Consider the following 20,135-nt stretch of genomic DNA (forward strand, 5'->3'; position numbering starts at 1 on the left):
TCTTTCTATGATGCCCGTCCTACAAAGGTAAAATTGATATCCCGCAAGGAACTAAAGTTCCTTGCTAATAGCAAAAGTCATCTGAAGATGACTAAATATACTCAAAAATCTTGAGTCTACTTTAGTAGACTTTAGCTGTTAGCCTGGGAATTAATTCCCAGGCGGGTGAGGAAGCTAACAGATAAGCTATTTCTAGGCTTTTGTTGACACTAATGGACAGTGCCCATAAGCGTCAATTTAATGTATGGCTAAACCTTATTGGATTTTACTCAAATCACGATCGCACCCGATACCCCATTCATAGATCCATTGACAGAAGAAACCTTAACAGAATCGGCTACTAAAGAATTGGTGGGCTTGGAATTGCCTAGTACGCTTTGCTTCTTCTTGGCATTACCTCGTCTAGCACCACCCGCCATCTCGTATTCTTGGCTGTTTTTACCGTAACGGCTGCCAACTCCTAGTAACATTTTTTCTGACATCGCTATTACAGCCTTTTCTGCATTATTCAGGTCATCTGTGAGTTTGTCAATGGTAGATAATGTAGTGTTGTAGGCAGCAAGCTTAGACTGGAGATCGTTAATTGTCATGGTGTAAGCTTGTATAGTCAATCCTTGGCCAAAGTCAAGTTCTACACTGATAGATTGTAAACTTTCAATCCGGCGATTGGCTCGTTCTAAAACGCTGGAATTTCTTTTACGACGTGCCATAATGCATCTCTGCTACTAGGTTAGTAGTACTGTTTTATACTAAATAGTTTCTAATTGTCATGGGGAAATATCGCAAATCAGTTGCGATTGTATCTCTAAAAGTTTAGTTAATTTCACTTAGACTATATTTTATTTTAGGTACTAAATAGATTCATAAGTTTGTTACAACAATTGCTGCAATGATTTAAGCCTTTCTTATACATGGAAGAGCATTTGTTGCAAAGTATTAAGCGTTTGTTGCAACGGCTTATACATTTGCAACAAAAACTTAAGCCTTTCTTATATATGGCATAGCATTTGTTGCAAAGTATTAAGCGTTTGTTGCAACGGCTTATACATTTGCAAGAAAAACTTAAGCCTTTCTTATACATGAAGTAATATTAGCTGCAAAGGTTTAAATTTTTACAGCCTCAAGCGTAAAAAATCTAAGTATTTGTAGTGGCGTGGCACAGCTAAATGGATGCATTCTAAATCTTAGAAACCGGAGAGTTGCTGCTCTGCGAGTTCCCGATTTGATATTAGAATCAACTCTATCGCTTCCCGTAGACTTTCTCTAGCTTCTTCCAGAGTTCTCTCCTGGACATTTGCACCAGGTAACTCTTGAGCGTAGCCGATATACCAGTCATCTATCTTTTCATATACAGCAGTGAAAGAATTTTCCATTGTTGGATGCTTCATAATTTATCCCTATTTCTAAACCGCCACACCTTCCAACTCCTCATCTGTCAACTCATACAACTGGCGTAATTTATCCAATTTATCACTATCAGCTTCCCAAAAACCCCGCCCATGCGCTTCTAACATTCTGCCTAAAATATTGCGGAAAGCTTCAGGATTTGCCTTGCGTAACTTCTCCGCCATCTCTGCATCCAACGCATAAGTATCAGCCGCTTGGTCATAAACCCAATCATCAGTAAAATCGGCAGTACCACCCCAACCAATCAACGCCGTCATCCGTTGGGAAATTTCAAAAGCACCACCAGAACCTTGATTTGCCATTGCTTGCGCCCATTTAGGATTCACCAACTTGGTACGGTACTCCATCCTGAGCAAATCATCTAAATTGCGGGGTGTAGTATCCTTCGAGAAACTTTCCACAAAGCTGGTTGTCACCTTCTTACCGCCTTGTTTTTCAGCCGCCCTTTTCAAACCGCCAGTATTAGCGTAATATTCTTGAATATCAGTCAAACCATATTCAACCGAATCGATTTCTTGAACAATGCGATCGCTAGTTTTTAACAAAGTATTCAAAACTTCCGGTCTAGCTTGACCTTTATCTTCTCTGCCATAGCTGAATACATTGCGACTTTGCCAAGTATTGCCCAACTCCTCACCAGATTCCCAATTACCATCAACCACGCGATCGTTTACCAAAGAACCAAAATCACCCGCCGGATTAGAAAACAATCTCGCCGATGCATTTTCCACACCTTGGGCTTTTAAAGCCAAAGAATGTTTCCTAATAAAATTTTGATCATCCGGTTCATCAACATCAGCCGCCCGTTGAAACAAATCATCCAACAATTCGATAATATTCACAAAACTATCCCGAAAAATCCCAGACAAATTACCCAATATATCAATGCGGGGATGTCCAACCTCAGCCAACGGCTTTAATTCATAACGAACAACCCTACCAGTACCTTCCTTAACAGGTTCAGCCCCCACCAACTCCAAAAGAATTCCCAAAGATTCACCCTTAGTCTTAATAGCATCCAACCCCCAAAGCATCACCGCCACAGTTTCAGGATATTTCCCATATTCATCCAAATGTTGGGCGATAATTTTTTGGCCAATTTCCCGTCCCCGTTGGTATGCAGCAGGTGAAGGCATCCGATAAGGATCTAAAGCATGAATATTTCTCCCCGTAGGTAACACACCAGCCCCATCCCTTAACAAATCCCCCCCAGGCGCAGGGGGAATATACTCCCCATTTAACCCCCTCAACAAATTCGTCAACTCATCCGTAGATTGCATCAACAAATCCCTAATTACCCTTTCCTCCTCCTCTCTTTCTTCTTTGCGTTCTTTGCGCCTTTGCGGTTCGTTTTCTTCTTCTTCCCCCCCAAAATAAGCCTCCAAATAAGATCCCAACTCCTCCTCATTCGGCTTTTCCCCCAAAACATGCAACCCAGAAGAAAACAACCGATTTTCTAAAACCTGCAAATATCCATACAACTCCACCAAATAAACATCAAAAGCATGACCACTAAACATCCGCACATTTTCAGGACTAAACGCAATCCCCAACCTCTTCGCCTCAACAAACGGACAATCAGCATCCAACCCAGAATCCACAATTTTTTTACAAATCCCTTCCTTCAAAACATAATTCTTTTGTGGATCTTCCCGATACTCCGAAATCAAATCCCGTAACGCCACCAACTCCTTATACAAACCTGCCCGCCCATAAGGGGGTACATTATGAGAAATCAACACACCATAACCGCGACGTTTCGCCAACATCGACTCAGAAGGATTATTCGCTGCATATATATATAGATTAGGCAAATTTCCTAACAGAATATCCGACCAAGAATAACCTGTATTACCCAACGGAGAACCAGGCAACCATTCCACAGTTCCATGCATCCCAAAATGAACCAAAGCATCCGCTTCAAACTCATTTTGTAACCATTTATAATAAGCAGCATATTGGGGATGAGGCGTTAAATCTCGTTCAAACATTAAGCGCATCGGGTCGCCTTGTATTCCCAAAGGTGGTTGTACACCAATCCAGACATTGCCTAATTGCACACCACCAATTTGGAATTCATCACCATAAGTTTTAATCCCAGTTCCCGTCAGAGATTTCCATTGTTTTTCGATGCGAGATGTTTGCAGATATCCCAACCATTTTTCTAGAGTACGGGCATTAACAGATGCCGGGATATTTTTTGAATCATCAAAAGATTCATCCGCTTCTTTTACCCAGCGAATCAAATCTTCGCCATCCTCTGGTAAATCTCCCACGGTATAAGCTTGTTCTTTAAGTGCGTGGAGAAACTTCAACAAACTACGCGGTACATTTAATAATGCAGCCGTCCCCACAGCACCATAACCGGGAGGGAACCCATATAAAATAATCGCAATTTTGCGTTCCGAAGCAGGTTTTTGCCGTAAAGCCACCCAACTTTTTACCCTACCAATTAATCGCTGCACCCGTTCAGGAACCAGATAAATATTTTCGCCCACCAATCCACCGAGGGGAATAGTATCAATAGCCCCATCCAATTCTGGTAAGGCATACAACACCACACTTTGCAATCCGCCGACACCTTGGCGCGTCCACGAGGAAATATCTTGAATTAATAGTGGTGCAGCCACAATATAAGGTACATTCTTGGCAGTGAGGATGCGCTTTGCTACTTCCACCTGGCGGCCAGCTTCCATCGAACCAGCCGGACCACCCACGAGAGGAAAGCCAATTGTCGAAACGATCGCATCGACTTTAACTGCTTCACTTGATAGTGAGGGAGTTTCGATATTACCTAGTTGTCGTTGCTGAATTTCATAGTCGGTTGTCATCCAATCTCGCACCGCCACGTGTCCTTCTACGCCGTTGATGAAAATTGGTAAAGGAGTTAAGCCGGCTTTTTCAAAACTGCGAATTAGTTGGGGAATGTAGGGTTGTTTGGTGATGACGTGTTTTCGGTAGAGGAGAATTCCGACAACAGGTTTTGTAGCTTTAGATCCCCCCAACCCCCCTTGAAAAGGGGGGCTAATATTCCCCCCTTTATAAGGGGGGCTAGGGGGGATCTTCTGATACCATTCCAGGTAGGCTTTTGGTGATTCAAAAAAACCTGAATAATCGGGATGGAGTAATCCGATGTTGGGGGTTTCGACTAGGGCGGGAATGTCCCCGACTTTTAAACCCAAGTATTTTTCTGCTAGTGTCCAGAATAATGAAGCGACGTTTTCTGAACCGCCAGCATTCCAGTAACCATAGATAATTAACCAGTTGCGTAAGTCTTGGACTTTTTGCACTGGCACATATTTCAGTAGTTTGGGGCCAATTTTTAAGAAACTGATGTAACCAGCGAGTTTATCTTCTTCTCGTCCATTGCTAAATTTGTCGAGGATGAATTTAACTGGTTTGGGCATTCCTTTGGGCTTGTCGCCAATAGCAAAGTCACCCAGCTTGGTTAAACTCATCAATTCCAAGGCTGACTCAAACACCAGACGGATGGGAATTTTAGAAATGCGATCGCGCAACCACACAACCTGGTCATAATCAAATAGGAGGCTACCAAAAAATACATCGGCGTGATCAAGTGCTGCTTCTACCTCGGTACGTTTATTGGTAAGATCGCGATCGCTAAATACCCGAATATCCAACTCAGGACAGCGAGAGTTAGCCAAAAAAGCCGCTTTTCTATACAAGTCAGCGTTGAACGATTCAAACCCAGCAACCAAGACGATGCGTTTCATGCCTGTAAGCTACGAAATATTTCTTTACTTAAATTTTAAACTGGCTCACAGGTTGATTGTTAAATATCTACCCACTGATTCTGGTCAGTAGTTCCTTGAAGGAATTAGAACTTCACTATTACCACCGCCTTTTGGATATTTTGATTTCAAAAAAGTTGTGATGTGTTGAGTCAAATTAAGTGCATCATTAAACTCTTTCAATTCCTGTAGCGCTTCATATAGTGAACGGATTTCTTGTGGTGACAGGTTTGTGAATGTACGCAACTCGGTAATATCTAATCTCCGGTTAAACTCATTGGCAGTATGCCGCCATTGATGTAAAAGCGAAAACAACTCTCTATCTTGACGTTCTACAAAGACATCAGATGCGTAGGCGTAGCCCGTCGTAGACATCGCTGTTTCTGTCACTGATATAATTAATCGCGGAAAAACTATTGGTCGTCCTGGCTTATGTGAGTTTGGGTTAAAGCGGCTATCAGATAAAATTACCTCATTTGATCTGCACTCATTCAGTAAGGCACGCAGAAATTCTATCCTCTTCTCGTTAGCTGATGCCCATCGTTCGCCAAAAATCCCGGTAATTGTTGCTAATAATCCCAAACCTGTTAGTAGCGGTTCAAAAGTTCCTGCCTGAGTCCACCAGACGGCGGCTAGAATAAATCCCAGAAGTAGAGGAAAAAACGTGATAAAGGTCACTAGGTTTTTCATACTAATATCACATCTTACCGTTTAGACCATATATCATTAGCTACAGAAAAATTATTGTTAATTCCTGAAGAGTCAGGGGCAAGTAAGATTAAATCCATGCCAAATCCATTCTTCAAACGTGGTTCTAATAACGTGTGTAGCCGATCAACAAGCAACAGATTACTGTCTGATATGGTTTTATCTATGCCATTAGAAGTATATTTCCGAGTCAGAAGTAAACGAATCGTATCTTGGTCTTCAAAATTCATCACTGATCGGTCAGGTAACACCACTTCAATTTTGTTTCCAGTTAGGTTACGATAGATAATCTTGATCAAAATTCCTCTATCAGTCTCTACAGAACCGTCGCAATATACACTATTCAAGTCAATATGTAAATCAGTATTTTGCAACAAGGCGCTGGTAACAAACTCTTTAAATGACCTAGTTTTTGCGTATTCTTTTGCTGCCTTTTGTGCTGCTTCTTCGCTTAATTCTTCAGTGGTTGCTACTTCTATAAGTAGCCTATCTTCACGTCGCATTAGTTTAGAAAGAGTTTGCAGCAGTTCTGCGTCTTGTTGAAAATTAGCTAAGGTATTTCCCAGGAGCGAAAATACCACAGGAGTATCATTGACAACTTTATCTAGTAATTTCCGTAACTCATCAACATTTCTCTCAATAGAGAAGTCAATTTGAATTGGCAGCACATGGCTACCTTGCAATTGTGAGCCTCGAGTTGCCCGTTGTACACCTAGTCTTAACATCTCCGAACTCATATCAACTGGAAAATAGAGGAGATCGGGATTTGCGTTGAACAATAAACTTAAAATGTGTTGGTCTTTTTCGCCTGTACCGACACCTAAACTTACATAATGATATTTCTGATCTTTGATATGATTAGCATGAACTTGATGCCATCGATATCTAAAAGATTCTATGCTTTCTTTCATCACGAGATAGAATCGATCATTACAGGCATGATCCCAAGCGATCGTTGGGCCTATTCCCCAATAGGAAAAACCAGATAAAATCTCTTTTCCATCGCCTGTCGCGGAAAATTCCCCTCTCAATTCCTGCGTAAGTTCTGCAAGTTTGTTAGATTGATCTTCCCCTATAAAGCAGAGAGTCCACCCTAAACCGGGTTCATTGATGGAATTCTCCAGTAGCTTCACAAAATTTAAAGATCCCATGTTGAGCCTTTTTTCTTAAGTAGTTTATCTGATTAATCTACCTACCGCAGGTGCTAGAAGCGATGGCTCCGCCAACGCCAAGGGCGATCGCGTATTCGTTAATACTGTAAAGCATTATGTGTTAAGCTGCTCAGGGTTAACAGGAAGCCAAGGGTAGAACCTGTAAAGGGTTCACTACCTGATCGCCCCACGTTCACATCAGGGTGTATCTTCGGTTTCGGGATTTGAGCATCTAACTAGGTACATCGTCATGGCTTTCGACTTTTCCCAAGGGTTATTATCTAAACAATGGAGGCAATTGCGGCATTTCAATTTATTGCAAAAATTAACTGGTTATTCTCGATATTGATAAATTATAATGGTTGTGTTTTTGGTTACAACATACCTTTAGATTGGTAGATGTTACCAAACAAAACTTACTATTCAGCTTTGTACAAAAACTTATTTGCTCTAACAGTGTAATCATGCCTAAAATAGGTGCAGATATTGCTAAAAAGTACTAAAAAAAAGTATTATCCAAACTTTGTCTCTATAATTAGAAGAGTTTTGAACTAGTGTAAAAACAAGTAAAATGAGGATGAAATCATGAAATTCGGAATTGATAGCGGGCATAATTGTCCACCAGACACAGGAGCTAGAGGAATTAAGTTTGAGGATAATTTAACCCTAGATGTAGGTAATAGAGTTATAGCCAAGTTAAGAGCATTAGGAAATGAAGTGGTAGTATGTAAACCCAGTAGTGCTAGTACAGTACGTGACTCCCTCTCGAAAAGATGTGCTACAGCTAATTCAAGTAAAGTAGATATTTACGTCTCGATTCATTTCAACTGTTTTAACGGACAAGCTAATGGCACAGAAGTATTTGCAACTAGCGACACAGGGAGAAAAATCGCTAAACCTGTATTAGATGAAATCACCAAGTTAGGATTTTTTAATCGCGGTGTTAAAAGTGGTTCCCATTTGTATGTTCTCAAAAATACAGATATGCCCGCAATTCTGGTAGAAGGTTGCTTCATCGATTCCCAAAAAGATATGAATCTTTTTAATCCAGAAGCAATGGCTAATGCGATTGTTAAAGGCTTAACTGGTAAAGTGCCAAGTACTCCTATTAACCCTGTACCAGATGAAGAAGAGAACATAGATACAACTATTCTCAGACTACAAAAAGCCTTAAATAGACTAAAAATAACCGACAAAAATGGTAACGCATTAGCAGAAGATGGCTTCACGGGGGCTAGCACCAAATCTGCTGTAGAAAAATTTCAGACTATTGTCGGAGTTCAACCGACAGGAATTGCTGATGCGACTACATGGAATGCCATAAATCTAATTTTGGCAAAACGAATTATCAGACCAAATCATGCCGGTGGCGCAGTTGTCAGATATTTGCAATACCGTTTAGGTGTTGATAGTGATGGTGTCTACGGCCCGCAAACGGAGGTTATAGTTAAGAACTTCCAAAAGCAAAATGATTTAGATGCCGATGGAATTGTTGGGCCTGCTAGCTGGCAAAAGTTAATTGGTTAGTAGTAGCACGTCAAGCTTAATTTGTTGGGTTGAGTAATCTTGAAGAAGAATTCAGGAGTCAGAATGGGCTAAACGCCCCGCTATCGCTAACAGGAGTCAGAATCAAGATGTATTCTGCTTCAATAAAATAGTTTTGGTTGCGACTTTCTAGATTTTTTGAACCCAATGTTTTAAGTTTGACGTGCTACTACAAATTTTCTTAACCGAGTAGTATTGATTTTTCTGCTTCTTTGAGTTTTTCCAGATGTTTGAGTTGCAAAAAAATTGTAGGTTGGGTGAAGCGGAGCGTAACCCAACATATATCAGGATGTTGGGTTACGCAAAGCCTCCACCCAACCTACTATTCTACCCATAGTAAAGATCCTTCTGCCTTTTTCCATGAATTGATATTTTTTTGATACCTGAAACCGATCATCCTAGTGTGTAGATATAAGCTTGTCTTAACCGCCGTACCATCTCTCGACGTATTTCATTTTGGACGCGGTTTCCACGTCGCCAGTGTTCTAACTGAATATTATCAACATAGAAACGCACCGAAAATTGCATACCAGAGCCTTGGATATCAGTTAGCTGAACTTGTGGCTCTTTCCAGGCAGTATTAGACTCTTTAAAGCTATCATGCAGCCATTCGACAAATTTTAAGGAATAGTCATCTAATCTGCTTTCATCTACTCCAGGATTTGTAACTTTTTGAAATAATTTATTTAGTTTTATTTTCAGAAGGTCGATTTTTTGCTCCCATTCATCTGGTAAAAGATGTTGGTCTTCAATTACTAAATCAGGATCTTTCAACCAAATTTGATACCATTGGCGAATCAAGCTAATTAGAGTTTGTTTCTCGGTCTGCTCTTGTTCTTCAAGGTGCGATCGCACACGTTTACCCTTACGTTCTGTGATCACTACCAATCCTACCATGTTCAATATTTCTAGATAGTTTTTCTGGATAAACTTCAGTTCTTCTAAATTCAATCCACCCTTTTCTAGCTTCTTGACTTCTCTAACAAAACCTTCAAATGCTTGCTCAATTTTTTTTAGTTGCGCGTTCACATCTTTTTCAACTAATAAACGTAGCCGTCCCGCTTCTTTTTTTGAGAGTTTATCGTCCTCGGCTTCTCTCAATGCAGCAAAACTATCTAAATATTGAAGTTTTTCATCAAGATCGCCTAATGTGTCTGGATGACCGAGGATAATTTGTTGTAAAATCTTTGTTGCTACCACTGCATCAGCATCAACTCTAACTGACACTTGAATGGTATAAGCATAGTGAGTTGTAGGACGACTGAGATTGACTATATTTTGACCTCCTAAAGTCGTATTTGGTGTATACACCTCGCAATGCTCGTTAATCAGATATAGTTTTGTCACCCGGATACCAATGTGTTTGATAATTGCAATTGAACCATCTGGCATAGAGATAACATCTCCAAATCTAAATGGTGTATCAACTAACAAAACCAACCCACTGAAAAAATCACTTAAAATATCTTTTACTGCCAATCCCAACACGACAGTGATACTACCTATCGCTAACCCAATTCCTGTTAAATCAACCCCAATAGTGCTGAAAAACAGAGATATTCCAATTAGGTAAGTGATGACTGGGATAAAATTTTGTAGAATTGGAATTAATACATCATCCCAGACAGCCTCAGTTTTTCGGGCATAGTCTTTTAAGTAATAGGCTGCTGCTTCTGTAAACAATAAAGTTATGCCGTAAGTGAAAGCAAGAATTAGGAAAGCCGTGAGTCCGCGATCGATCAAATTAATAATTCCCCTCGATCCTAATTGAGTCAGAGAGAGTTTTAGACTCGCAAGGATAAAAATAGCGATCGCAGGGATTTGTAAGATCCCAAGGATAAACAGGGCTGTATCTTTTTCTGTGCGGCGAAGAAACGATCGCAGTAGATAAAACAGTAATATATATAGTACAAATACAATAACTATAGATACGCCGAATACATAAAAGAAAGAGCTAATTTGCGCGCCCGTTGGAAAAGTCGGAGGTAGTACTACAGAAGCTTTTGATACAGATTCTGCGGCTTGGGCGATCTCGGTATAATTCATGTGCCTATTTAAAATATTGCAATTTCAAATATAGCCGTAGTCAGAATATGTTAGGAGAGTATCGGAACCTGAAAGTATTTAAAATTTTATCCCTTACTTATAGAAATCGCCGAAAAAGATTTGGTTTGAGGTTTAACAAGAAAGGCTTCAGCGCTGGAGGCTCAGTTGGCTTTTATGGAATTCTGATTCCTGCCCACAAGAGACCGAAGTCCGTAAGGGTTGAAGTCCCACACCCAAAATCTCTGCCACAGGTGTCTTGTAAGAGCGTGTAGGTCTGTTCGCGCAGCGTCTCTAAGAGTTGCACACGCTTATTGCAAACCTTCTGCCTTCTGCCCTCTGATTGCTGCTCTTTACAATTACGAGCTTCATCTCCCCCAATCCAAATTTGCCTGAGCGACTTTTGCAACAGGTCTATTGATGAAATCTATAGCAAATGTTGGCGATTTCTACGTAATTTACATACCATGAGACATGAAGAACTAACTAGCAATAAACCTGAAATAGATGGTTCTGGAACCTTGGTGATTACTAACGATAGATTATCGGCATAGCCATCATTCACGCGCCCGCGAACATAGTTCATATCCAAAGCAACATTAATTTGTCTTGCACCAACGGGAACAAAACCCTTTGTAGATTGGAATAATAAACCTGTAGTGTTATTTCTTTCCTCTGGAGTCGGCGAAGTAATGAATGCTGTGTTTAAAGATTGACCATCTTGATTGAGGAAATTAAGACTCAATTTCACATTATCTAAATCAGTGTTGTAGCCACCTAACCAGGCGCTCAAATCGTATGCTCCTTGACCAGCATCAATTATGGAGGTGAGGTTAGCTATATCAATTAGTTGAGAAGCACTTGAGGAACTTCTATTAGCACCACCAAAAAATAGATTTTTTCCACGTACACTTGGCCCTGAACTATTAATATCAGGAAGTCCACTAACAGCGACTATATTACCCAAAGGGTTAGTAAATTTAAAACCTGTTGCTCCATATTGCAGCACACTAAAACTATTAGTTGGAATCCAACCAGGGATGAAGGGGATATCAGTTCCAACAGCATTACCAATGGGATCTCCTCGTCCTTGTTCTGCATCCCCATTAACAATAAGATTTTGACCAAGGGTCGCTGCACGGGTAGGGCTAGCAAGCAGAATACTTGATGAAATTACTGCCATCAGAGCTATACCCGCCGTTGCTATTTTTTGATACTTAAAAGAAAATGTCTTGAGCTTATTCATATTTTACTTCCTTGGTAAATGTACTATCAAATTGATTTAGAACCAGATAACTTTAGTAAGTTTTCTACCTATCCTGGTCTAATTTTATTAATTGCTTTTGAAGTAATTTTTTATTCAGGATAAAACCTACACCTACCGCCAGCAAAATTCCACCTGCTCCCTGATGTTCGGGAACAGAAGTAGAAGATGCGCTAAATCCATATTTAGCTAAAATTTCTTGCCCTTCTGGTGACAGTATATATTCAGCTAATTTTTCACCATCAGGATCGGCATTTTTTAGCGTAGTCAGTCCATAATTAGCTTTCGTTGCTAAATAGTTGGGTAACTCTACTATTTGCAAATTTTCACCACCTTCTGTTGCTTGAGCAGTCTTGCCACTGGTGTAATAAGCTAAAAATATATCTGCCTGTTTTGTTTCTTCTAGAAAGTAAACTAAATTATTTTTACCATTAGGAACTATAGGAGCATTAGGATTACCACCTACTAACTGTAAAGCTTTATTTTTCAGAATTTGAGAATTATTAGATTTAATCTGATTGGCTTTATCAAATATTTCCCATGCATAGTCACCAGATGGATCTGCGACAGGCGTAGAAGTTGCCAATTTGATTTCGGGTTTTAGCAAAAAGTCCAACAAATTATCTGATGTGATACCAAGTCCCGATCTAACAACAGCAGTCATACGATTGCTGGTGAAGTTCACTACAGGTTCGCTTAAACCTTCTTTAAATAATGTCTGAGGGTTATCAATATCTGCACTGGCAAAAACATCTGCGGATTTCCCAGTTTTGGAGAATTCTTGTTCTATAAATTCTCGTGTTAAACCAGAGGGGCCAAATCGCGTTTCTACTGTAATCCCATATTTTTCGTTAAAAGATTCAGCTACTTCTGTGAGGCTATCCCGCAAACTACCAGCACCATATAGCTTAACTGCGAATGCCTGAGTTGGCAGAATGACACCGACAGCACAAGCTATCAGTGAAAAGGCAAAAAAATGCTTTTTCATAGTTGTTATATTATTGCGTTGCTATTTCTACTGAGTGAATTATCTGTAACCCATGCTTCAGTGTGGGTTTTGGTAAATATCTAAACTATTACCTCTGCCCATAAACTTTATAAATGAGTCCTGATATGTGCGTGATTTGCGGATAGAGTTATAGTACCAACTAAGTTGGAATAAATCAATCGCCCAACATCTTCAAATGCTGACTTTATGAAATTTTTAAGTTTGTCATCAGTTTTATTCATGGAGTCGTCAATTGTCCTGATGTTGTTCAGCATATACTGAAATAACAGGCTGCACACAAGTGAAACTAGGTTGAGATAATGTCCGGCAGCAAAAAGTGCCTTTAGCAAACAGGCAAAAGATTTGTATAGTAATTATGTATAAATTAAGACCAAGCAATAAATATCAAGAAATTTCAAAATTTAAAACTGTAAACAAATTAGGAGGTATTCTACATAATTACTTAGCGATCGCTACTGAATCTCCGACGAAAAAGTTCCTCCTGCCCTCTGCCTCCTGCCTCCTGCCTTCTGATACGGAGCTAACAGCGAAAGTCGGGTAAACCTTAATTAGAATTGATAATTTTTTACTTTGTCGAACATAAATTTTCATCTAGAGTAAGACAAAGATACCTACTGTTTACCACACAGAAAAAAGCTAGCTGAAGCCTCTGGCTCGTAGCTATGGGAAACCAAGCTTGATTCTTAAGAGTCTGGTTTCAAAATGGGTAACAGCAACATCCCCTATCAGCTCGATCACCTATGCTAAAAGTTATGCACTCGGCCACCAACTCAGCCACTCCAAATTCCCAGTGGGAGGATTTAATCAAGCTTCCAGCCCCAAACACAGTCCAATGGGACAATATCAAAACCCAATTAGACTTGGTGCTGTTGGCGCTAGAAACCTTAACTGGGATTGGTTCAGAGGCTATGCTTTCGGCGGCAACCGATCTGAATTTAGAGTCAAGAGTGCCAGACCGCGTAGCTTTATGGCGACTACGCCAATCAAATCCTCTACGCAAAGGTCAAGGAGGGCGAAAAAAGCTAGATGTCGAAGAAGCGCGATCGCTTGTTCTGATCATCTGCTACCTAGCCAAACAGCACCAGGAATTGATTCGCCGCGCTGTCGGTCTGTTGGAACAAATGGCAGAAAATAACCGGGAACCTCACCAGGCTGCTTTACTTGGAGACTATATTGATGCTTTTTGCAACACTTACCAAGAGCGAATGGAAGAGGACGAGCAAATCTCAACGGATTTACTAACCAACCTGGCCCTAAAACTGCTTGTAGATTTACTTTTTTACAGCCCTCCTGGTGGGCATCGCCGTCTTTGGCTAGCACTTATAGACCGTTCAACAAAATTTTAAATTTTAGATTTGAAATTCCTCAACCAAAATTCGTTTTGAAAAGTTTGCTAGGTCAGGAAACTCTTTTGATGGTCGTTAGCTCTTGGGCGATGCACTATCAGCAATGCTTCCTCCTTGCACGCCAGTTTGCACAACGGAAGGAACTTGACAAATTTATAACTGCAAGAATCCGCCGTTTCAACTTTTGTTTGCAAGCAACTGGCTCAATTTTTTGCAAAATCCCAAATAGTCTTCTTCGCAGTTCCTGTCATGCCTCTATCAAATTCTGTTATTCGTTGCTACACACCGCCGACTTGCACGCTAGAAGTATTCGCCCAAAGCTCACCTTTGTCCCGTTGGATGGGGAAAACCGTCCTCAAACATCTGAGCTTTGAACTACGTTTTGACGATCCCCGACTACCAGAAGAACATAGAGTTCCCATTCGGGGCGATCGCGAGCAACTCGAAGCTTTATGTGATGCTGTTACAAGCTACGTACAGCAATTCCTCCAACAGTCTCCAGAAAGCTTTTGGGTCAGTTTTTCCAGTACCCAAGAGTCAAGCACAGCATTGGGTGAGCCGGAATTAAAGTCCTCAACAAAAACATTAAATGCCTTTAATACCCAGATTCCTGGGGCAAATATCTACTTAGAACCAAGTAGCTATTTAACTCACAACCTATTTCTCGGTTCTCTTGCCAATCACTCATCCGGCCCAGTAATTAAACTCAGTCTGCTGCAACTATTTGATTTGGCAAGTGCTTTAGATGAATACTCGACTGATGTTATGGCACTGCCAACTCTCAACAACACGAGTTCGACTCTGAGGTTCCCTACTTGGGCACCTATTGCCGCAGTATTAGTATTAAGTGTGGGTTTTTTACCAGTTACTTGGCAATATGCTAACAACATTAGAGCAAAGCAACAGCAGACAGCCGAAAAATCGGATTCAGCAGCTGTAAAGACTGCTCTAGAACCTTCATCACTAAACTTTCCCACACCTGAACCTGGGCTAACCCCTCCAGCAGATAATTTGCTAGGTTCCACCCCTCCACTTTCCACATCCACTTTGCCCCAAGCACCTCTAACAGTTCCTAGTTCTAGTTTCTCTGCACCGCCACCTCTAAATACATTGACAATACCTCAGAGGACGACTGCAACCCTTCCTAGTAATCGAGCCAGCGCACCATCCAGCAAAATCCCCGGACAGGAAATTGCCATATTACCTAATCTGGGACAAAATACAACTGGGTCAAGTCCCCAAGCTAGCGCTATCCCTCAACTGCGGAATTTGCCACCCAGACTATCTTCAAACACCAGTAGCTTACCAACTAATATCTCACCAGTCCTCCCTCCATCTCTTGACACCATACCCAATAATAATCGTGTCAATACCCCAACCCAACCTTCTACACTAACCCCACAACAGCTAGAGGAAAGAATCCGTTCCTTACAGCAACCTTCTCCTGGAGCAAAACCGACTTCACAACTTCCCTCCTCTAGGACTGCGGAGAATAATCCCTTTATCGATCAATTAGGGGACGAACGCAAACCGCCCACATCCACAGAAGTGGCTACTGGCACATTATTTGACACACCTCAAGTAGCAGAAGCTAGAGAATATCTAGCAAAGCGTTGGCAACCACCGACTGGACTGGGAGAAACATTAGAGTACAGTTTAATAGTCAGTGTTGACGGCACAATTGAACGAATTTTTCCCCTAAATAAGGCAGCAAGAGAATTCGTTGATAATGCTGGGATGCCTGAAGTTGGCAAACCTTTTGTTTCCGCCAATAAACGCGGACAAAATGTCAGAATTCGAGTTGTTCTCAGTCCTGATGGCAAAGTACAGACTTTTCCAGATGAATAACTAATCCGTTTAATGCCACTTGTAAAACTGGTACAAATCTTGTGCCAGTTTTTATCAAAACAGAATTCAGGAGTCAGGTGGTAACAGAGCGTCAATCGCTGATAATTTCCGATCGCATTTTACTTCTCCCTAACTGAGAGCGCCAGCGCGTTCTTTGAATGCGGCTTAATACTCGTGTAACAAGTTCTGGCCCTAGCACTGGCTTGCTGATAAAATCATCGGCTCCGGCAGCAAAAGCTTGCTGAAGGAATTCTGCTTCGGTATGGGCTGTAACTACTAAGATAGGTAAATCTCCCCACTGGGCATCCTGGCGCACGACCTGACACAACTCTAATCCAGTTACTATCGGCATTTCTAAATCTAGTACTACCAAGTCTGGAGATGTTGCAATCAGCACCTTCCAAAATTGCTGTGATTGGGAGAGAGTTATTACTTCCAGCCCCCAAGGAGTTAGTAACGCCGATAATCCAGCCAGCATTACAGGGTCATCGTCTACAATTAAAACCTTGGCTTCGGAAGTTTGAGGTTGAGGTAAGACACGAGCGATCGCCTGAAAAATTTCCTCAGTTGTCGCCGGTTTATGCAAAAATTGTCTAGCTCCTAAACGCGATACTGCCAGTCTGTCTGCCAGGGTATCTCGTCCTGTAAAAACAATCACTGGGATATTTGGCGATCGCTGTACTATCTCGCTCAATAATATTAATCCATCTTCCTCTGTGGTCGGAAAACTCAAATCTAGTAAAACAGCGTCAGGAGTTTTTAAAGAAAAAAGCGATCGGGCTGTTGCTAAGTTTGGTGCAACCTTCATCCTGATTCCCCATGATTCGGCTTCTACTTGCAACTTCTCCGTCAGCGTCGCATCATCATCGATGACTAACAGACGATAAGTTTGCTTCATCGGGACGCTTTGAGCGGTGGAAGTCACAGCCGGCTTGGTTAACTCTTGCTGTAATGTTGTTACCAGTTGCGAGAAATCAGAGATTTGAGCGGGAGATAGCGAAGAATCTTGAAGCAGCAAATGTTCTATTTTCCGTGCTAGGCGGGAACCCTCTGGATAACCAAACGACCCCATCGAACCTGCTAGCTTATGGGCTTCGCGCAATGACTGCTGATGCAACTCTTCATTTAAATTCCCGGCTAAGAGTGCAGTTTTTGCTCGATCCAATATTGCAACCTGTCCAACAAAGGAATTACGAAATCGTTCCAGCACCCGATTTACAGAACTCATATCTTTGGGAACGGGTTTTTTCTTTCCATCTAGATTCTTTTCAATAACAGAGATGGAGCGATTAGGCGCTGGTTTGATGCGATAACCCATACCATATACCGTTTCTAGAATTTCTTCTGCGATACCTGCTGTTTTGAGTTTTTTTCGCAAGTCTTTAATATGAGTCGTCACTGCATTTTCAGTCGGTGCATCACCAAATCCCCAAACCCGGTCTAGAATCACTGCGCGACTAAAAATCCGATCTGGGTTTTGCAAAAACAATTCCAGCAGTTTGTATTCTGTTGCTGTGAGGGAAATTTCCTGCTCATTAAAAGTTACTCTACCGGCACTTGGATCTAAATAGAGATTTCCCCAGGTTAACGGGGATGATGAGATTGCCTCATTGCGTCGTAATAAAGAGCGAATTCTTGCTAGTAATGCTTCTGGGTCGAATGGCTTGATCACATAATCATCTGCTCCAGCATCTAACCCTGCTATAATATCTGCATTAGAATTTTTCCCTGTTAATAACAGAATAGATTTACGGTAGCCTTGCGATCGCAGTTGCCGACACAAGCTAATACCATCCAGTTTCGGAATTAGCCAGTCCAGCAAAATCAACTCATATTCAGCCGATATCGCTAGTTCTAATCCAGCTTGTCCATTGCTGGCGATGTCGATAGTATAACGATTTGCACTCAACAACTCGAAGAGTGCGCTACTCAGTAATACGTCATCCTCTACCAACAAAATTTTCATAAGTTGTATCTAAAGAAGATGCTTATGACACCTTCGCGATCGCAGGGGGTAAACCATCTATAATTCGTAATTCGTAATGACGCGACGCTCTCTACGAGACGCTAAAAGCGAACGAATACTCGCTACCGCTACGCTAACGTAATTACGTTTTGTGTAGGGGTCTAAATCTCCGTCATAAAACGTTCTGCCTATAGAGCCAGGGTAATTAAAGCCCCAAACGTGGTTAAACCTCTGTATAATTTTAAGATATTGCTCCAAACTTTACAACAAATTAATTGAAATTTTACCGCCTGAGATATTTTTTTCGGCTTTGTGAGAAATCCGGGCTAAGTATATTTAAAAAATCAAATACTAGTCCTATAGTAAGAGACAATAAGAATTTAGTTTCCAAGTTATGAATATCTTATTGACCCAAAAACTCCGCCTTACAGTAGCTTGTGCTGGTTTGTTACTTGTCAGTTTAGCCAGTAGCCATATATATACTCAGTCAAAAAATAAGCAGCTAGCCCCACAAGATAGCTCTTTTAATAATCAGCAAGAAAATTTTGTCCCACTTCAATCACAGATTTCCTTTACTTCCAATAAAGTTGCCGCTCCAATTAGCTCAAGGTTTCAAAATCCCTTTTTCACTCAACAAATACCTGATGAAATTCTAGGTAAGCAAAACGTTTTTTCATCTCAGCATAATCTATTAGCAGCATCTGCACCCTATCAAGTTGTAGATGAGTTCAAAAAATATAAATTTAGCATTAATGGCAGCCAAGTTGTCACTCCAGGAAAACTACCAAGTAGTAAAATTAACTTCAATCAAGGAGATTTATTAGCTGTTCTCGTTAATACTAGAAAATATTTCCAAGATTATGCTTCAGAAGATCCAGATATTATGCGTACAGGAGTGCTTGCTACTCAAGGTGTTACTGTAACCGATGTTCTCAAAACTTTGGATTTCATGATTGCTGTTTTAAAGGAGGATATTGCTAATAATCGGGCGACTCGTTTACAAGACTCTAAATTTATCAATGCCAATTTTCGAGTCATTAAATGGTCTGCCTACAACCCCAAAAGTAAACAGGAAAAACAATTACGAATTACCAAATATGCTGTATTTACTCATCCTGGCTCCCGCAAGAAAACTTCTACTTTTAATATACCAATTTATAGTCTAAAAGATAATTCTAATAACGATAAGTTCTACACTCGATACACAAAGCAAGATGTTTTGTCTGGTATTTATGAACCAGGTGGTAGAGAATTTGGAAAAGTTACCACTCTTGCTTATCTAACCAGAAATGGCTTAGAAGAAGCAATTATGGAAGGAACAATCCTGATTAATTTTACAGATGGCTATAAGGCATTTTTTAATGTAGATAGAAACAATGGAATGGCTTATATTCGCGGATTAAAGGCAACAGCACAAAAGCGTTATTGGTATTTTAGAGAAGTTGATGCCATTAAAGGCTATGGGTACAAAATAGATGCAAAAATTTCTATCAAACCCGGAGTCACTTTTGCTGGAGATATTTTGAATATTGGTTTAGGTAAAGTGATTGTAATTGAGCATACTCAAGGCGGTCGCAAACATCTGCAAATGGGAGTTATCGCCGATACAGGCGGAGCCTTTTTACCCAATCTTTATCAGCTCGATTTTTTGGCAGGTATTTTTAAGAATAAACAAGAATTTGGGCAGAATATCAGCCAATTACCAGACCATGCTACAGCATATTTCTTAGTCAAGAAGTAATGCATTAACCGGATGTCAAAAATTTATTGAAAGTGGGCGGGAAACTCCATCTCCTTGTGTGTGGAGAGGGATAGCCGCCCGCCGATTTTGGGCATTGGGCATTGGGCAGAAGTTCTTTAATTTTGAATTTTGTTAGCGCAGCGTTAGCGACGCAGGAGCGTCGCGTCATTTTGAATTTTGAATTGATTGCTCCCTCATCTCCCTCACTCCCTTATCCCCATGCCCAAAAACTCCACCCACTATCTTTTCAGGGCTAACACCCAGAGTAAATAATTCATTCTGTTAGCGGATAGCTTAAGCGGAACCTTCAACTTCATGATCGTGTTCCAAGCAGAACACAACATCTTGATGCACC

At 40.9% G+C, this 20,135-nt stretch carries 13 protein-coding genes and 1 pseudogene; 5 read left to right on the forward strand and 9 right to left on the reverse strand.

What is annotated here, in order from left to right; all coding sequences use genetic code 11:
• Positions 1–269 precede the first annotated feature (269 nt).
• The 5 genes from HWQ37_RS06875 to HWQ37_RS06895 all read right to left on the reverse strand — a co-directional run bounded on the left by HWQ37_RS06875 (position 270) and on the right by HWQ37_RS06895 (position 7,018).
• Positions 270–710, reverse strand: a complete 441-nt coding sequence (locus HWQ37_RS06875) for a hypothetical protein (protein WP_292745212.1) — start codon at positions 708–710, stop codon at positions 270–272.
• Between the two features lie 474 nt (positions 711–1,184).
• Positions 1,185–1,388: a type II toxin-antitoxin system HicB family antitoxin gene (locus HWQ37_RS06880; RefSeq protein WP_292745214.1), complete on the reverse strand. Its 204-nt coding sequence runs from the start codon at positions 1,386–1,388 to the stop codon at positions 1,185–1,187.
• Positions 1,389–1,403: 15 nt separating this feature from the next.
• A complete protein-coding gene (gene bchH / locus HWQ37_RS06885; RefSeq protein WP_292745216.1) occupies positions 1,404–5,141 on the reverse strand; it encodes a magnesium chelatase subunit H in 3,738 nt (1,245 codons plus the stop codon).
• Positions 5,142–5,225: 84 nt separating this feature from the next.
• A complete protein-coding gene (locus HWQ37_RS06890; protein ID WP_292745218.1) occupies positions 5,226–5,849 on the reverse strand; it encodes a hypothetical protein in 624 nt (207 codons plus the stop codon).
• Positions 5,850–5,863: 14 nt separating this feature from the next.
• Positions 5,864–7,018, reverse strand: coding sequence for an L-histidine N(alpha)-methyltransferase (locus HWQ37_RS06895; protein WP_292745220.1), 1,155 nt, complete (start codon positions 7,016–7,018; stop codon positions 5,864–5,866).
• A gap of 585 nt (positions 7,019–7,603) precedes the next feature.
• Here HWQ37_RS06895 and HWQ37_RS06900 point away from each other — a divergent pair.
• On the forward strand, positions 7,604–8,545 hold the full coding sequence (locus HWQ37_RS06900; RefSeq protein WP_292745222.1) for an N-acetylmuramoyl-L-alanine amidase: 942 nt from the start codon (positions 7,604–7,606) through the stop codon (positions 8,543–8,545).
• Positions 8,546–8,956: 411 nt separating this feature from the next.
• On the opposite strand, the gene HWQ37_RS06905 is transcribed toward HWQ37_RS06900, so the two are convergent.
• Positions 8,957–10,609: a mechanosensitive ion channel family protein gene (locus HWQ37_RS06905; protein WP_292745224.1), complete on the reverse strand. Its 1,653-nt coding sequence runs from the start codon at positions 10,607–10,609 to the stop codon at positions 8,957–8,959.
• Positions 10,610–10,647: 38 nt separating this feature from the next.
• Between HWQ37_RS06905 and HWQ37_RS34815 the strand changes: the two are divergent.
• Positions 10,648–10,746, forward strand: a pseudogene (locus HWQ37_RS34815) (IS5/IS1182 family transposase); the annotation flags it as partial.
• Positions 10,747–11,033: 287 nt separating this feature from the next.
• Here HWQ37_RS34815 and HWQ37_RS06910 read toward each other — a convergent pair.
• Both HWQ37_RS06910 and HWQ37_RS06915 read right to left on the reverse strand, forming a co-directional pair.
• Positions 11,034–11,852, reverse strand: a complete 819-nt coding sequence (locus tag HWQ37_RS06910; protein ID WP_292745225.1) for a PEP-CTERM sorting domain-containing protein — start codon at positions 11,850–11,852, stop codon at positions 11,034–11,036.
• A 64-nt stretch (positions 11,853–11,916) separates the two neighbouring features.
• The gene (locus HWQ37_RS06915) at positions 11,917–12,858 is read right to left on the reverse strand and encodes a molybdate ABC transporter substrate-binding protein (protein ID WP_292745226.1); all 942 of its coding nucleotides are present in this window, start codon (positions 12,856–12,858) and stop codon (positions 11,917–11,919) included.
• 761 nt (positions 12,859–13,619) lie between these two features.
• Here HWQ37_RS06915 and HWQ37_RS06920 point away from each other — a divergent pair.
• On the forward strand, positions 13,620–14,225 hold the full coding sequence (locus HWQ37_RS06920; RefSeq protein ID WP_292745227.1) for a DUF3038 domain-containing protein: 606 nt from the start codon (positions 13,620–13,622) through the stop codon (positions 14,223–14,225).
• A gap of 249 nt (positions 14,226–14,474) precedes the next feature.
• Positions 14,475–16,073 (forward strand): DUF4335 domain-containing protein, encoded by a 1,599-nt coding sequence (locus HWQ37_RS06925; RefSeq protein ID WP_292745228.1) that lies wholly within the window; start codon positions 14,475–14,477, stop codon positions 16,071–16,073.
• Between the two features lie 91 nt (positions 16,074–16,164).
• Here the strand turns inward: HWQ37_RS06925 and HWQ37_RS06930 are convergent, their stop codons facing one another.
• Complete coding sequence (locus HWQ37_RS06930; RefSeq protein ID WP_292745229.1) at positions 16,165–18,039, reverse strand: response regulator; 1,875 nt, start codon at positions 18,037–18,039, stop codon at positions 16,165–16,167.
• A gap of 394 nt (positions 18,040–18,433) precedes the next feature.
• On the opposite strand from HWQ37_RS06930, the gene HWQ37_RS06935 reads away from it, so the two are divergent.
• Positions 18,434–19,780 carry a hypothetical protein gene (locus tag HWQ37_RS06935; protein WP_292745230.1) on the forward strand — a complete coding sequence of 449 codons (1,347 nt, stop codon included), beginning with the start codon at positions 18,434–18,436 and terminating at the stop codon, positions 19,778–19,780.
• Positions 19,781–20,135 lie beyond the last annotated feature (355 nt).

The sequence above is a fragment of the Nostoc sp. NMS4 genome (assembly GCF_017115095.1).
Classification (GTDB): Bacteria; Cyanobacteriota; Cyanobacteriia; order Cyanobacteriales; family Nostocaceae; genus Nostoc.

What these genes read in the sequence shown, in the direction of transcription:
- HWQ37_RS06875 (WP_292745212.1), bottom strand. Translation starts at nt 710, where the DNA reads ATGGCACGTCGTAAAAGAAATTCCAGCGTTTTAGAACGAGCCAATCGC.
- HWQ37_RS06880 (WP_292745214.1), bottom strand. Translation starts at nt 1,388, where the DNA reads ATGAAGCATCCAACAATGGAAAATTCTTTCACTGCTGTATATGAAAAG.
- bchH (WP_292745216.1), bottom strand. Translation starts at nt 5,141, where the DNA reads ATGAAACGCATCGTCTTGGTTGCTGGGTTTGAATCGTTCAACGCTGAC.
- HWQ37_RS06890 (WP_292745218.1), bottom strand. Translation starts at nt 5,849, where the DNA reads ATGAAAAACCTAGTGACCTTTATCACGTTTTTTCCTCTACTTCTGGGA.
- HWQ37_RS06895 (WP_292745220.1), bottom strand. Translation starts at nt 7,018, where the DNA reads ATGGGATCTTTAAATTTTGTGAAGCTACTGGAGAATTCCATCAATGAA.
- HWQ37_RS06900 (WP_292745222.1), top strand. Translation starts at nt 7,604, where the DNA reads ATGAAATTCGGAATTGATAGCGGGCATAATTGTCCACCAGACACAGGA.
- HWQ37_RS06905 (WP_292745224.1), bottom strand. Translation starts at nt 10,609, where the DNA reads ATGAATTATACCGAGATCGCCCAAGCCGCAGAATCTGTATCAAAAGCT.
- HWQ37_RS06910 (WP_292745225.1), bottom strand. Translation starts at nt 11,852, where the DNA reads ATGAATAAGCTCAAGACATTTTCTTTTAAGTATCAAAAAATAGCAACG.
- HWQ37_RS06915 (WP_292745226.1), bottom strand. Translation starts at nt 12,858, where the DNA reads ATGAAAAAGCATTTTTTTGCCTTTTCACTGATAGCTTGTGCTGTCGGT.
- HWQ37_RS06920 (WP_292745227.1), top strand. Translation starts at nt 13,620, where the DNA reads ATGCTAAAAGTTATGCACTCGGCCACCAACTCAGCCACTCCAAATTCC.
- HWQ37_RS06925 (WP_292745228.1), top strand. Translation starts at nt 14,475, where the DNA reads ATGCCTCTATCAAATTCTGTTATTCGTTGCTACACACCGCCGACTTGC.
- HWQ37_RS06930 (WP_292745229.1), bottom strand. Translation starts at nt 18,039, where the DNA reads ATGAAAATTTTGTTGGTAGAGGATGACGTATTACTGAGTAGCGCACTC.
- HWQ37_RS06935 (WP_292745230.1), top strand. Translation starts at nt 18,434, where the DNA reads ATGAATATCTTATTGACCCAAAAACTCCGCCTTACAGTAGCTTGTGCT.